A 14,824-nucleotide genomic window follows, 5' to 3' on the forward strand; every position below is an offset into this window, starting at 1 on the left:
CTCCCACAGGTACCGCGCAGGTTGCGAAGGCGGTGAAGATTCTGTGGGGGCAGGCCTGCCCTGCTAAACAGCAGAGGCGGCCTACCAGCGCATCCGCACACCCAGGCTGCCGATCAGCCCATTCAGATCATTGTCGTCCACATCGCTGCTGTAGTCGGCGCTGACGAACAACGCTACCGTCGGTGTCACCCGCGCCACCAGCCCCAAGCCCAGTTCCACCGTGGTCGAGTAGCGGGAGCTGGAAATCTTGTCGACCTTGTCCAGCTTCACCTCGCTGCCCTCGTTGAAGTCATACCAGACGTTGGTCCGCACATAGGGCTCGATGGGCATGCCGCGCACGTTGTAGCGCCCGGACAGTTTGGCACCGACCCGACCGCTCCAGCTCGGTTGGCTGTCGAATGCCTGCAAGGTTTCCTCCTGCGCCCGGCTACTGGGGTAGAACTGCTGGTTGATCAACTGCGCTTGCGGCTCGATCACCCAACCGCCACCCAGCCCGATCGGGTAACCGCCCTCCAGCGAGAACGTCATCGCATGGCCACTGTCGTCCAGGCGCTGGCCGCTCTCGCCGCGGCCGTTGATGTCGATGCGCGAGCCCATCGCCACGGCATCCACATGCCAACCCCGTTCATGGGTCATGCTCCAGTACGCACCCAGGCTTTCACCGCTGAGGTTGACTGCATTGCGCTGTTTGTCGCCGAGTAGCGGGCGCATGCCGTTGAAGCTGCTTTGCAGATTGTTGTGACCCACGAAAATCCCCGCACGATGCACATTGCCGGTGTTGGTTTCGCGCACGAACAGGTCCGGTCCGATCATCAACTGTTGGCTGGGCGCTTCGAGTTGCGCCGGTGGTTGCGCGCCCTGGCGTGACGGGGCAGGGAAGAACTGTGCCCACTGGCTGATGAGCCGCGCGGGGGACACCTGGGCGTGGCGGTCGCTCATCTGCTCGGAGAACGCCTGCAACGTACCCAGGCCTAGGCTGCTGGCGCTGAGCGGTTCCAGTGATAACTGCGGCACCGCCGGCTGCTGCAGGAAGTTGGGCGAGACGGGGTCTTCCTGCAGTTCGAGCGCGAAGGTTTCCACCGGGGTTGCCAGAAGCAGCGACGTGGAAACCGCGCAGAAAATGCGATCGAGACGCGAGGGTATCGAGGTGCTTTTCATGGCGGATCTCCTGTTGTTCTTGTGGGTACAGTCAATGACCTGGCCTGATGTCTCGAGCTGTACGGCAAAAACAGGGACGACCCAAACCAGCACGCTGGCTTTCCAGGGCGCGCACAAAGGCGCGAGCTAGACGCCCGGCATGAGTTTCAACGACTACGGTATTGTTCAGCTAAGGAGAGGTCGGAGGCGGCGTCAAGAAAGCGTGAAGTCGATGTCGACGGCCTGTGATAAGGATCAACTGATTGAACTTGAAGGATATTTTATTCGGCATAGCGAGGTTCGCTATTTGCCCGGGGCGGGCTATGCCGAATAATTGCTAGCGCTGTGTTCACCCTGAGCCCCCGCAGCCGATGCACTGCGGGGGTTGATCGAGATCAAACCGGTTCAGTCCTCCTCACGCTGCAGCACGAACAACAGCAGCGAGCGTCCGGTCACCTCGAAACGGGTGTCGAAGGCCAGGTGCTGAGGTTTGCGCAGTTGCGGTCGATCGGTGTCCACCAGGCAGCTCCAGTAGTCACCTTCGGGCACGGCCGGCAGCAGGAACGGTACGGTATCGTGGTGGGCGTTGACGATCAGCAGAAGGGTCGCCTCCGCGCCAGGTCGGGCGATACCGCTGACCTGGGCACGACCATCCATGAGCATGCCCAGGCAGCGGCCATGGGGGTCTTCCCATTGCTCCACGCTCATTTCTTCGCCTTCGGGCGTGAGCCAGGTCACGTCCTTCACGCCAATGGCCTCGTTGTAGTCGCCCACCAGGAAGCGCGAGCGGCGCAGTACCGGGTAGGCCAGGCGCAGGCGGGTCAGGCGCTTGACGAATGCCAGCAGATCGGCGCCGTCCTCGTCCAGCTCCCAGTTGATCCAACCGATCTCGCTGTCCTGGCAGTAGGCATTGTTGTTGCCATGCTGGGTACGGCTGAATTCATCGCCGGCGACGATCATCGGCGTGCCTTGGGCGAACAGCAGGGTGGCGAAGAAGTTACGCATCTGGCGCATGCGCAGGGCGTTGATGTCGGGATCGTCGGTGGGGCCTTCGGCGCCGCAGTTCCAGGACAGGTTGTTGTCGGTGCCGTCCTGGTTGTTCTCGTCGTTGTCTTCATTGTGCTTGTGGTTGTACGAGACCAGGTCGCGCAGGGTGAAGCCATCGTGGGCGGTGATGAAGTTGACCGACGAGTAGGGACGGCGTCCGCGGTTGTTGAACATGTCGCCGGAGGCGGTCATGCGTGCGGCGAACTCGGCCAGTTGGCCTTCGTCGCCTTTCCAGAACGCGCGTACGGTATCACGGAAGCGGTCGTTCCATTCCGCCCAACCAGGCGCAAAGTTGCCTACCTGGTAGCCGCCCGGGCCACAGTCCCAAGGCTCTGCGATCAGCTTGACCTGGCTGAGCAAGGGGTCCTGGCGGCAGGCGACGAGGAAGCCGTGGCGTTCGCTGTAGCCGTCATGGTAACGACCGAGGATGGTCGCCAGATCGAAGCGGAAGCCGTCCACATGCATTTCGCCGGCCCAGTAGCGCAGCGAGTCGGTGACCAGTTGCAGCACACAGGGATGACTGAGATCGAGGGTGTTGCCGGTGCCGGAATCGTTGATGTAGTAGCGCTTGTCGTCGGGCATCAGCCGGTAGTACGAAGCGTTGTCGATGCCGCGCATCGACAGGGTAGGGCCCAGTTCGTTACCTTCGGCGGTGTGGTTGTAGACCACATCGAGGATCACTTCGAGACCGGCATCGTGCAGGTGCGCGACCATTTCCTTGAACTCGGCGATCTTGCCGCTGGCCAGATAGGCGGGGTGCGGGGCGAAGAAGGCGATGCTGTTGTAGCCCCAGTAATTGTTCAGGCCTTTCTGCAGCAGGTGCTGGTCGTTGACGAAGGCGTGGATGGGCAACAGTTCGATACTGGAGACCCCCAGGTCCTTGATGTGCTTGAGCAACTCGTCGTTGGCCAGGCCGCCGAAGGTGCCGCGCAGTTTCTCAGGCACTGCCGGGTGGCGCATGCTGATGCCTTTGGTGTGGGCCTCGTAGACGATGGTACGTTCCCAGGGCACCTGCACGCGTTGGTCACGGCCCCAGGTGAAGGCCGGGTCGATGACTTTGCACTTGGGCACGAAGGGTGCGCTGTCGCGCTCGTCGAAGCTCAGATCGCCGTCGGGGTGGCCGATGGTATAGCCGAACAGTGCCTCGGACCACTTCAGGTCGCCGACCAATTGCTTGGCATAGGGGTCGATCAGCAACTTGTTGGGATTGAAGCGGTGGCCGTTCTCCGGCTCGTAGGGCCCATGCACCCGGTAACCATAGACTTGGCCGGGGTGCGCATCGGGCAGGTAGCCATGGTAGATCTCGTCGGTGTATTCCGGCAGTTCGATGCGTTCGAGCTCCTTTTCGCCGGTGGAATCGAACAGGCACAGCTCGACCTTGGTCGCGTTGGCGGAAAACAGTGCGAAGTTCACGCCCAGGCCGTCCCAGGTGGCACCCAGAGGGAAAGGTGAGCCCTCACGGATGCGCGAAGGAGCGACGGAGCGGGTTTTCTTTGGGGTGCGGGGACTCATGGCGTACCTCGGTTAGCCTGGGGAAAGGAATGGTGCGGGGGATGTCCGGCCTCTTCGCGTCGAACCGCGGCGAAGAGGCCGGGCCAGGCTCAGCTGGCTGCGGGCTTCTTCGCTGTCCTAGGCTTCTTCACGGCCGCCGGTTTTGGCGCTGCTGGCTTGGGCTGCGGTGCGGCCTTGGGCTGTGCGGCGACCTTGGTCTCGACGGCCTTGGATGCAGCGGGCTTGGATTCAGCGGTTTTGGGCTTGGCCGATGCACGTTTGCGGGCCGTGGCCTTGGGTGCTAGGGCCTCGGCTTCGGCCAGCTTGCGCGCCATCTCCCAGTGGCGTTCCTCTTGTCCATGGGGTTGGCCTTCCGATTCCCAGATCTGGTAGGCAAATTCTCGAATGCGTTTTTCATCGACGCTCATCACGATGCTCCTGAATGCGTTAGGCATGCTCAATCAACAGGTTGACCGGAAACTCCGACAGCACGGCGCTCAACTTCAGCTCCCTTGTAGGGCTGACAACGGCACCGCCGAAAAGTCCATTCCAGGTGGCAGGCGACAAGGTAAACGGCAGTATCAGCCGGGTATCGTCCCAGTTCTGTGCCGGGATCAACGGTGAAGCGGCGCCATTGAGCAGGCCACTGGCCAGGCGCGGTGCCACGACAATGGCACGCTGGCCTTCGCCAAGACGGGCAAAGGCCAGCACCTTGTCGGCATGTCGGCCTTGCACGTTCAGTGGCAGATAGGCACCTCGCTGGAACAGCTCGACATGGGCCAGGCGGCAATCCAGCACCCGGGCGACCAGCGTCTGCTTGATGCGTCCGTCCTGCCAATGTCGCAACAGGTCGGCCAGCGAGGCGCCATCATCCAAGGTTTGACGTCTGCAAGCGTAGTCCACGGGGCGCCGGTTGTCCGGGTCGACCAGGCTGAAGTCCCAGTACTCGTTGCCCTGATACAGGTCCGGTACGCCTGGCACGGTCATGCGCAACAAGGTCTGGACCAGGCCGTTGAGCGCCCCGGGACAGGCGATCAACTGCGTCGCGTCGGCCAGCGACTGCCGCAGTTGCTGATTCTCCGGGTCCAGCAGCAGGCCATCGACCATCGCCGCGCAAGCTGCCTCGTAGGCTTCGTTGGGCGCACTCCAGCTGCTGCGTAGCTTGGCCTCACGCAGGGCCTTCTGTTGCCACTGACGCACACGTTCGGCGTACTGACGCAGGCCTGCCTCATCGTCGGTTTCCAGGCCCAGCGGCCAGCTGCCAAGCAGGGTCTGGTAGAGCAGCAGTTCGTCGCCGGGGCTGGGTGCTGGACCGTCCTCGAGTGTCGCGCGCAGAGGCGCTGCCAGCTCGCGCCAGTGCTCGAAGCGACTGGCCAGCCAGGCCCCACGCTCGCTCAACACAGCCAGGCGGGCGCGGGTGTCTTCGCCTCGCTTGTGGTCGTGGGTGGCGGTAGCCAGCAAGTTGTCGGGAAAGTCGCGCAGACGCCGTTGGGACTCGTTGTGGAAGTGTTCGGGCCCTGCGCTGAACTGTTCGGCCTCGAAGCCTACGTCGTTGCGCGACAGCAAACGTGCGGAGCGGTAGAAGGCGGTGTCCTCGACGGCCTTGGCAGCGCTCGGCGCGGTGAGTTGCTGAAAGCGCACACAGGCATGGCGCAGGTGCTTGCGCGCCCGGCCGGAGGGCAGGCTGCGCCAAGGTTGGCCACCGAGCCAGCGTTCGAGGTGCTCGAGCAACGGCCAGTCAGCTTCGCCGAGGTCTTGCCGGGCATTGGCCAGGGCCTGCTGGAAGAACGCCTCGTCCTCGGCGGGGCGGCCGCAGGCGTTGAAATAGGTGCGGTAGACCGGATAGTGCGCGACCAGGGCCTGCAGCGCACGGCGAATCGCGCCGAGGGTCAGGTCGCGGGTCATCAGGTCGTCGCGAGCCACTTGCAGCAAGGCCTGGGCCACCGACTCGCAGTCACCGGCCAGGCTGGCATTGAGCACCAGATGACGGGCCAGGCGGATTTCCTCGGCAAAATCCGGACGCTCGCTGATGTTGGCCCAGGCCTCGGTCAGCGGCGCCTCGCCGCAGGGATCGTGCTGCAGCAGTGACACCTGGTTCATGAACTCGTAGCCGGTGGTGCCGTCGGTGAGCCAGTCACGGTGCAGGTGCTCGCCGGGGCCGAGGATCTTCTCGACGAAGATCGGGAAGTGCTCGACGGCCGCCTGCAGTGGCCGCTTGGCCAGCAGGCCGGTGACCCGGCGACGGAGTTTGCGGCAGTAGGCCCGTGGGTCGGCCAGGCCGTCGATATGGTCGATGCGCAGGCCGTCGATCAGGCCGCGCTCGATCAGTTCGAACAGCTTGGCATGGGTGGCCTCGAACACGGTCGCGCGCTCCACGCGCAGGCCGCCGAGCTCGTTGATGTCGAAAAAACGCCGCCAGTTGATGTCGTCGGCGGCGGTGCGCCAGCTGGCCAACCGATAGGTCTGCCGTTCGAGCAACAGGTGCAGGCGCTTGAAACCGGCCTCGGCGCGGCTGTCGAAAGCCGCCAGGGCCGATTGCAGGTCGGCACCTTCTTCCACCAGGCGCGCCAGTTCCGCATGCAGCGGCGAGGCATCGGCCAGTGGCTCGGCGCAGTCGCGCAACGCCGTGAAGTGCGCCGCCAGAGCCTGCAGGCGCGGGTCGGGGCTTTGCGCCAGGATCCAACCGTAGTCCAGCGGGCAGATCGGGAAGCGGTGTTCGTAGTGTTCGACCTGCAGCACGCCCTGCTGGGCATCGAAGGCCAGCGGTAGCTCACCCTGCTTGAGGGCCACGCCGTAGTCGTTGCCCAGGAACGGCAATAGCAACTGGCCGGCCAGCAAGGGGTCGCTGGAATGCCACTGAATGTCGAAGAACTCGGCGTAGGGGCTGCGGCGTCCCCATGTCAGCAGGCTCTGCCACCAAGGGTTGTCGGCACCGCCGACGGCCATGTGATTGGATACGGTGTCGACGATCAGCCCCATGCCGTGTTGACGCAGAGCCGCCACCAGGCGTTCGAGTGCCGCTTCGCCGCCCAACTCGGGGTTGACCTGGGTCGGGTCGACCACGTCGTAGCCGTGGCGCGAACCTGCCCGAGCCTTGAGGATCGGTGAGGCGTACAGGTGGCTGATACCCAGCTGGGCGAAGTAGGGTACCAGCGGCACGGCATCGTCGAGGGTGAAGTCGCTGTGGAACTGTAGACGCTGGGTGGCGGTGAGGGCTTTCATCGATCACGCTCCCAGGCTTGTTCGCGGGCCTGGGCCAACAGCTCCAGGCGCCGAGCGGCGTCTTCGTCGTCAAGCAGTTCGCGCACCGGGGCGGCGAAGCGTCGGCGCCAGTTCGGGTGGCCGGCGGTGGTGCCCGGCAGGTTGGGTTGCTCGTCGCAACCCAGCAAGTCTTCCAGGGGGACCAGCACCAGCGGGGCGCGGGTGTGGCCAACGTAACGAATGGCGGCGTCGATCACGGCGTCGTTGTCCTTGAGGGGGCCATAATTGGCTTCGAGCGTGCGTTGCAGCCCGCTGCGTTCTTTGTGACGTTCGTGGCGCCAGTGGAGTTCGGTGGCGGCGTCGATCAGTTGCAGGCGATGGTTCCAGTCGATGTCGCGGCTCGCCAGCCAACCGCCCAGTGGCGCGAGGTCGTGGGTGCCGGTGGTGGCCAGGGCGTCGTCCGGCCAGTCGAGGATGGGGGTGAACTGCCCGGGCGCCGATTGCTCGAACGGCAGTACGCGCATGCCAAGCACTCGCTGCTCGGCCAATGCTTCACGCAGCCCGTCCGGCACCGTGCCGAGGTCTTCGCCGAGGATCACCGCCCGATGCCGGGTCGACTCCAGCGCCAACAGGCGTAGCAGGTCGTCGAACGGGTAGTACAGGTAGGCGCCGTCGCTGGGCTTGGACCCGCGCGGAATCACCCACAGCCGGCGCAGTCCCATGACGTGGTCGATGCGCAGCCCGCCGGCATGGGCCAGGTTGGCCCGCAGCATCTCGATGAAAGCTCGGTAGCCGTTGCGCTTGAGCCCTTCGGGGGAAAACCCGCAGATCCCCCAGTCCTGTCCTGAGCGATTGAGGATGTCGGGCGGAGCGCCCACGCTGAGACCGGGGAGCAGTTCGTCCTGACGGCTCCAGGCCTGGCTGCCGGCACCGTCGGCGCCGACGGCCAGGTCGGCGATCAGGCCGACCAGCATGCCGTTGCTGTGCGCGGCCTCCTGGGCGCGTTGCAGACTGCGTTCGACCAGCCACTGGCAGAAGGCGTGATATTCCACCCGCGCCGGATAGGTGGCGGCGAGGGCTTCGACCTCAGGATGGTAGGGGTCGCGCCAGGCTTCAGGCCAGGCGCGCCAGTCGGCGCCGAGCCCACGATCGACCGCTTCGGCTTGCAGCACTTCGAAGCGGCAATGGTGCTCCAGCGCTTCGCCGGCCGCTTCGCGAAAGCTCTCGAAATCGCTGCGCTGTGGATGCTCACCCTGGCTGAAGTCCCGGTACAGCGCCTGCAGCAGTTGGGTGCGCGCGGCGGCGGCACGCGGCCAGTCCACCAAAGGTTGCTGCTCCAGTTCCTCCAGCGTCTGTTCCAGGCCGCAGGCCTCGACGGCCATGCGCACGGCGCGTTCTCCCAGCACGCTGGCCGGACTGGCATACAGAGGGTTGAGCAACAGGCGGCTGGACGGTGAATACGGGCTGTAGTGTTCCTGGTCGTAGGCCGACAACGCATGGATCGGACTGATCGCCACGGCATCGGCTCCGCGCTCGGCGCCGCTGCGTGCCAGTTGCTCCAAAGCCAGACAGTCGCCATAGCCGCCATCGCCGGGACGCCGCAAGCTGTAGAGCTGCACGGCGATGCCCCAACAGCGCGGCGGTGGTTGATCCACCGCCGCTTGCAGGCTGTGGCAATAGGGCGGTGCTACGGCAACGGTGAAGCGGTGGCCCTCGATCTCGATCTGGTGGTAGCCGATCGGCAGTTCGCCCGGCAGGTTGGCCTGGTCGTCCAGTGCCAGGGTGTGCTGGCTGCCATCTTCGAGGGTGCAGCGCACCGGGCTGGCGGCAGCGAAGTAGCGTTGCAGCGCGAGCGGCGTGCCGACCTGCACCGTGAACAGCGGTGGCAGGTGCTCGCTGTCCTCGGCCTGGTCCAGTCGCTTGAGGCTGGCGTGCAGGGCGTCGTCGTCATCGGCCGGATGGCCGAGCGCTGTGAGCACCCGACGCAGCACTTCGTCGCTGACCTGCTGTGGGCGGTTGTTGGCGTCCAGCCAGTCGCGGGCCAGGCCAACCCGCGCGGCCAGGCGGTGGAGAAGGTGTTCGTTCATGCAGCCTCCTGGCCAGGGGGAAGCAGGCTGACCACGCAGCTGTACGCAGCCAGGCTCGAGTCCGGGTGGGCATTGTCACTGCTGTCGAACAGGCGCACCGCGGGGCTGGGCAAGGCGGCGGCCTGGGGCTCGGCGGCGAGATTGAGGTCGATGCGCAGGGTGCTGCCGTCGCCCAGGCGCCATCGCGCGGTCAGGGCCTTGTCGCCCAATACTTCGGCGCCCAGGGCCCGGCTGCCCGGCAGGTGCGGCACGATGTGGGTGCGGCGCAGGGCCAGCAGTTGCTGGTACAGGCCGTGCCAACCGGCCAGTACCTCTCGGCTATCGGGCTGCGAGGCAGTGAAGGTGGCCAGGGCGTTGGGGTCGGGAATGCGTTCGCGCAGCGCCGGATCATTGAAGGCGGCGAAGTGGGCGAACTCTCCACGACGGCCCTCGCGCACGGCATCGGCGAGTTGGTCATGGAAGTCGGTGAAGAACAGGAACGGACTGCGGCTGCCGTCATCGTCGCCCATGAACAGCAACGGGATCATCGGCGCCATCAGCAGCAGGGCGGTCGCGGCGCGCAACGCTGTCGGTGGGCACAGGCGCGACAGGCGTTCGCCCAAGGCACGGTTGCCGATCTGGTCGTGGTTCTGCAGGAACAACACGAAGGCACTGGGCGGCAGATGCCCGCTGGGTTCGCCGCGTGGCTCGCCATGGCGGTTGGGCTGGCCCTGGTAGACGAAACCTTCGCCCAGACAGCGGGCCAGCTTGCCGATCGGGTCGGTCTGATAGTCCTGGTAATAACCTTCGGTTTCACCGGTCAGCAGTACGTGCAAGGCATTGTGGCCATCGTCGTTCCACTGAGCGTCGAAGCCCTGCTCGAGCAGGAACGCCTGGTTGTGCTCGTTCTCCAGCACCAGCCAGACGTGGCGGCCCGGCTCCACGGCCGCACGTACCCGTTGCGCCAGTTCGACCAGGAAGTCGGGCTGGTCGATGGCATGCACGGCATCCAGGCGCAGGCCATCGAAGCGATACTCGCACAGCCACATCAAGGCGTTCTGGATGAAGTACTCGCGCACCTCGGGTCGGCGAAAATCGATGGCGGCTCCCCATGGCGTCTGCCGGTCTTGCCGAAAGAAGTCGCTGGCATACTGGTGCAGAAAATTGCCGTCGGGACCGAAGTGGTTGTAGACCACGTCGAGCATCACCATCAGACCATGCCCATGGGCCTGGTCGATGAGGTTGCAGAGCTGTTCGGGACGGCCATAACTGTGTTGTGCGGCGTAAGGCAACACGCCGTCATAGCCCCAATTGCGATCGCCAGGAAACTGCCCGAGGGGCATCAGTTCGATCGCGGTGATACCGACCTCGGCCAGGCGCGGCAATTGCTGCGCCACCCCGGCATAGCCGCCGAGCACGCCAACGTGCAGCTCCTGGATCACCGCCTGGTGCCAGGGACGGCCCTGCCAGGGGTGTTTCCAAGCATGGCTGGCCAGGTCGACGACCTGGCTCGGCCCATGCACGCCTTCAGGCTGAAAGCGCGAAGCGGGGTCGGCGACCTGCAGTTCATCGTCGATACGATAGTGATAGCGTGCTCCGGGCTGGCACGGGGCGACCCCGCTGAACCAGCCGTCGGCGCCTGGGAGCAGCTCGATGGCCGGCTGCCCCTGGATTTCCAAGCTCACGCTGCGCGCATCCGGCGCCCAGAGGGCGAAGCGCGCAGACGTGGCGTCCAGCAAGTGTGCGCCATGTCTTTGCATCTTCAACGCTCCGTTCAGTAGTGGGCCAGTCGGGTCTGCTTGACCAGATCCTCATAAAGACGGGCGTAGGGTTCCACTGCCTGGCACCAGTTGAAGGGCTGGGTCATCGACAGGCAGCGCATGGCATTGAGCAGGTCGGGCTTGCCGTAGACGTAGAAGGCCCGGCTCAGCGCTTCGCGGTAGCTGTCTACCGTCGACTCGTCGAACAGGAAACCGGTCACGCCATTCTCGATGGTGTCGGCCAGCCCGCCGGTATTGCGTGCCACCGGCAACGAGCCGAAGCGTTGCGCGTACATCTGGCTCAGGCCGCAGGGCTCGTAGCGCGAAGGCATCAGCAGAAAATCGCTGCCAGCGAACATGCGCCGTGCATCGGTCTCGTTGAAACCGATGCTCACGCCGATGCGGCCGGGGTGGCGCAGGGCGAGTTCGCGCATGGCCTGCTCCTCTTCCGGCTCGCCGCGGCCGATGATCGCGATCTGCCCGCCTTGCTCGACGATGTAGTCGGCAACGCCCAGGGTCAGGTCCAGGCCCTTCTGGTAGACCAGGCGCGAAACGACGGCGAACAGCGGCCCTTCGGACTCATCGAGTTCGAACAGCTCGCGCACGGCGGCGGCGTTGCGTGCCTTGCCTTCCCAGTCGTTGATGCTGAAGTTGTGCTGCAGGTGCTTGTCGGTGGCCGAATCCCAGCTTTCGTCGATGCCGTTGGGAATGCCGCCGAGCAGGCCTTGCTGGGCTTTGCTGGCCAGGAATCCATCCAGCCCGCAGCCGAACTCAGGGGTGGTGATCTCCTGGGCGTAGGTGGCGCTGACCGTGGTGATGTGGCTGGAATACGCAAGCCCGGCCTTGAGGAAGGACAGCTTGCCGTAGAACTCCATGCCTTCCTGTTGCATGGCGTGCTCGGGGATCGCCAGCTCCGGGCTGCAGCCGCGGCTGTAGACACCCTGGTAGGCCAGGTTGTGGATGGTGAACAGGGTCGGCGTGTTCAAACCGCGCCAGTGCATATAGGCGGGCGCCAGGCCCGCCGGCCAGTCGTGGGCGTGAACCACTTCCGGCTTCCAGTGGATCATGCCCTCGCCGGCGGCGATTTCCGCCGCCGCCAGGCCTAGTCGCGCGAAGCGAATGTGGTTGTCGGGCCAGTCGCGGCCATTGTTGGCGCCGTAGGGGGTGCCGTCACGCTGGTACAGTTCCGGGCAGATCAGCACGTAGATGACCAGACCGTCGGCCAGGTCCATGCGTCCGATCTTGCACGGCGGCAACGCCGCGTGGCCACCGAGTTCACCGACGATATGAATCGGGTTGTCGCTCTCCATGACCTGCCGGTAGCCGGGAATCAGCACCCGCACATCATGCAGATGGGCGAGGGCGCGCGGCAGCGCCGCGGACACATCGCCCAGCCCCCCGGTCTTGACCAAGTCGGCGATTTCCGACGTGACGAAGAGGATCTTGCGTTTGTTGGGGTTGTGTTGGCGCTGAGCGCCAGGTGCCTTGGCTGTCGTGGCGAAATCCGGGGTGAGCGGTTCGCGATTGTCCGGGTGAAAAGTTGTTGCGTTGGGTTCGACAGCGGCACTGATCATACTTCTTTCCGTCCCTATGCTTGGTTGGGTGCAGGCACCCGTCGTTTCATCTCGTGTTGGTTCTCTCTGATCTGTAACTGCAAAAGCTATCCATGCCCCTGAGTCGTGCGCGCAAGCACGGCGCGCCTGGCATTCCAGCCTAAAAGCGATTGGACTGAACGGGATGGGTCGACCGAAGGCGGGGCGCCCGAATGAAACGTCCCTTGCGTTTGGCCTACTTAATTCCTGACCTGCCTTGCAAGCGGAAAGTTTCGACTTTTTTCTGTCGGGTTTTCCGAACGGAAGGATGGCCAGACCTTGAGTGTAGGAGAAGATGAGATAAAAAAATGACCCACTGGTCACTTTGGTTATGACGCAAACGTTGGCGCCTGCGACAGATTGCCGCAGATGGGCAGAGGAGCGCACGACATGGCATCTGATACGGTTTTTTCCCGTCAACCTGAATCTGTAACGGTATCAGTGTGGGCGCGAAAATAGATGCCATCTCCTCATCACATTGCAGAGGTTCCAATGGGTAAGCTGGCGCTGTTTCTGGGTGGTTTTCTGCTCTTGACGATTTTGGTGGGGCTGCTTGGTACCATCCCTCCGAGCTGATTCCGACGGGCCTGGCAGGCGAGCGGCAAATTGCCATTTGGTTGTGCGATAAGTCGTTCTTCACACAGGGAAATCTGTCCACAAAAAACGTGGGTAGGTCTGTGGATAACATTCTGTAAGCCAAGCGAGTGGCGGGCTCTGTTAAATTGAGCAGAATTTGAGCAGCCCCAGCAGCGGGGCTGAGTCAGATCACTCGGCGGGTGGTCTCGGCCGGTTCGACCCGATTGCGACCCTTGGCCTTGGCCCGGTACAACGCCTGGTCGGCGCTGGCCAAAAGCTGGTCGAGGGTCGGCGCTGGGGCGTCCGCGGGGCAGCCGGCCAAACCGATGCTCACGGTGATGCGCAGGCGTGCATCGCCCTGGCTCACGTGCAGCTCCTGCACTGCCCGGCGCAGGCGTTCGGCGGTGAACGGCGCACGCTCCGGGGCCAGGCCCGGAATGACCACCACGAACTCCTCTCCGCCCAGCCTGGCCAGCAATTCACCCTCGTGCAGGTGTTCCTGCAAAGTCAGGGCGAACTGACGCAGCACCTGGTCGCCGACTGCATGGCCGTGCAGGTCGTTGATCGACTTGAAGTGGTCGATGTCGAGCATCATCACGGTCAGGGGCAAGGCGGGGGTGTGCTGCTGGCGGCTCTCCAGCAGGGCATAGGCTCGCCGGGCAAAGGCGCTGCGGGTGAGCGTGCCGGTGAGGTGGTCGATGGTCGCCTGATGTGCCAGGCGCGCCATCAGACTACGGTTGGTTTGGCTGACGCAGGCCACCACCAGGGGACCGAGCACCAGCATGGCGATGCCCAGGCGGGCCGACATGAGCGTGGTCACGCCGGTTTCGCTCTGCGGCATGCTGAAGTGCATGAGGTTCTGTGCCACTGCCACGATCAGGGTGCTGCCCGCGGTCAGGGTGAGCAGCGAGACCAGGAACGGCGAATAAGTCCATGCGCACCACAGCAGCGCAGCGACAGGGAAGGCGATAGCCCCCGGCCCACCGAAGACGATGCTCAGCCCCAGCGAGGCCAGCAGCACCAGCAGCGGTGCCAGGCGTACAGGCTGGCCGTCGCTGCGGACCAAGGCACGCGCCGAGGGGGCGGTGAGCAAGACCGGCAGCACCAGCACGCTGGTCGAGAACTGTTCGCTGAACCATGCTATCCAGGTCGCCCAGAGTGACTGCTGGAACCACGGCGTGGCCATCAGGCTGGCCAGACTGGCCGCAACCATCGCACCACCTGCGCAGGCAGCGAACACGCTGAGCACCCCTTGGGGCGTGCGCATCCGCCGGTGCAGCCTGGGCAGGCGCGACAGCACCGCCCAGAGGGTGACCACCACGCCGAGGTTGCACAGGTTGAACCACAATGCCGGCGCCCAGTCGCTGCCGGTGGCGAGGTCGGCCACCACCATCGCCAGCCACACCAGCACGAAGCCGACGGGCTTTGCCTGGCGTGGATAGCGCAGCAGCATGCCGGCCAGCACGGCATTGACCGGCCAGAACAACGACAGCGATTCGATGGGGCGCGCCAGGATCCCACCCAGGGTCAAGGCCAGGGTCAGGCAGAAAAGAATGGCGTAGGGCAACAAGCGTGAGTGGGCTGGGGAAACCATAGGCTCGACCGACAAGCGGAAACGGAAAACCAGGACGACGGCTGCGAGCACCTGGGGCGATGACGCTGCAGTGTGTTTCCACTGGCAGGCTGATGTCAATCTGCCCCAAGTTGCATGAGGGGCTCAGAGGCGGAGTCGCTGAGGTTTAGAGGGGATCTAGCGCAGTTCACTAGGCGTGCGCTGGGGGGGTGGGGGGGGGGGGGGGGGGGGGGGGGGGGGGGGGGGGGGGGGGGGGGGGGGGCCCCCCCCCCCCCCCCCCCCCGCGCGCCCCCCCCCCCCCCCCCCCCCACAACTCGCCCGCCGAGCGCCATGCCTCCCAACCCACCCCATCCGCTACCGCTCGCGCAGCGCCTCCCTGGC

General features: G+C 64.8%; 8 protein-coding genes. All 8 read right to left on the minus strand.

Translation table 11 applies throughout. The features are described from left to right. Positions 1 to 81 precede the first annotated feature (81 nt). The 8 genes from KY379_RS24195 to KY379_RS24230 all read right to left on the minus strand — a co-directional run bounded on the left by KY379_RS24195 (position 82) and on the right by KY379_RS24230 (position 14,479). Entirely contained in the window at positions 82 to 1,158 is a 1,077-nt protein-coding gene (locus KY379_RS24195; protein ID WP_261241703.1) for an autotransporter outer membrane beta-barrel domain-containing protein, read from the minus strand. 384 nt (positions 1,159 to 1,542) lie between these two features. Then, positions 1,543 to 3,696, minus strand: a complete 2,154-nt coding sequence (gene glgX, locus KY379_RS24200; protein ID WP_133330791.1) for a glycogen debranching protein GlgX — start codon at positions 3,694 to 3,696, stop codon at positions 1,543 to 1,545. 89 nt (positions 3,697 to 3,785) lie between these two features. Further along, on the minus strand, positions 3,786 to 4,106 hold the full coding sequence (locus tag KY379_RS24205) for a DUF2934 domain-containing protein (RefSeq protein WP_261241737.1): 321 nt from the start codon (positions 4,104 to 4,106) through the stop codon (positions 3,786 to 3,788). A 16-nt stretch (positions 4,107 to 4,122) separates the two neighbouring features. Next, positions 4,123 to 6,897, minus strand: a complete 2,775-nt coding sequence (locus tag KY379_RS24210) for a malto-oligosyltrehalose synthase (protein WP_261241706.1) — start codon at positions 6,895 to 6,897, stop codon at positions 4,123 to 4,125. After that, positions 6,894 to 8,963 (minus strand): 4-alpha-glucanotransferase, encoded by a 2,070-nt coding sequence (malQ, locus tag KY379_RS24215; RefSeq protein ID WP_261241708.1) that lies wholly within the window; start codon positions 8,961 to 8,963, stop codon positions 6,894 to 6,896. Before malQ ends, KY379_RS24210 begins: the two co-directional genes overlap by 4 nt. Continuing rightward, positions 8,960 to 10,702 carry a malto-oligosyltrehalose trehalohydrolase gene (gene treZ, locus KY379_RS24220; RefSeq protein ID WP_261241714.1) on the minus strand — a complete coding sequence of 581 codons (1,743 nt, stop codon included), beginning with the start codon at positions 10,700 to 10,702 and terminating at the stop codon, positions 8,960 to 8,962. The genes malQ and treZ overlap by 4 nt, the downstream gene beginning before the upstream one ends. Positions 10,703 to 10,716: 14 nt before the next feature. Beyond that, complete coding sequence (gene glgA / locus KY379_RS24225) at positions 10,717 to 12,276, minus strand: glycogen synthase GlgA (RefSeq protein ID WP_261241721.1); 1,560 nt, start codon at positions 12,274 to 12,276, stop codon at positions 10,717 to 10,719. A gap of 778 nt (positions 12,277 to 13,054) precedes the next feature. After that, positions 13,055 to 14,479 (minus strand): sensor domain-containing diguanylate cyclase, encoded by a 1,425-nt coding sequence (locus tag KY379_RS24230; protein ID WP_261241729.1) that lies wholly within the window; start codon positions 14,477 to 14,479, stop codon positions 13,055 to 13,057. Positions 14,480 to 14,824 lie beyond the last annotated feature (345 nt).

The organism is Pseudomonas sp. HD6422 (genome assembly GCF_025377065.1).
Lineage (GTDB): Bacteria > Pseudomonadota > Gammaproteobacteria > Pseudomonadales > Pseudomonadaceae > Aquipseudomonas > Aquipseudomonas putida_U.

Bases quoted from the DNA above. Each gene is read 5' to 3' on its own strand.
- KY379_RS24195 (WP_261241703.1), bottom strand. From the start codon at position 1,158: ATGAAAAGCACCTCGATACCCTCGCGTCTCGATCGCATTTTCTGCGCG.
- glgX (WP_133330791.1), bottom strand. From the start codon at position 3,696: ATGAGTCCCCGCACCCCAAAGAAAACCCGCTCCGTCGCTCCTTCGCGC.
- KY379_RS24210 (WP_261241706.1), bottom strand. From the start codon at position 6,897: ATGAAAGCCCTCACCGCCACCCAGCGTCTACAGTTCCACAGCGACTTC.
- malQ (WP_261241708.1), bottom strand. From the start codon at position 8,963: ATGAACGAACACCTTCTCCACCGCCTGGCCGCGCGGGTTGGCCTGGCC.
- treZ (WP_261241714.1), bottom strand. From the start codon at position 10,702: ATGCAAAGACATGGCGCACACTTGCTGGACGCCACGTCTGCGCGCTTC.
- glgA (WP_261241721.1), bottom strand. From the start codon at position 12,276: ATGATCAGTGCCGCTGTCGAACCCAACGCAACAACTTTTCACCCGGAC.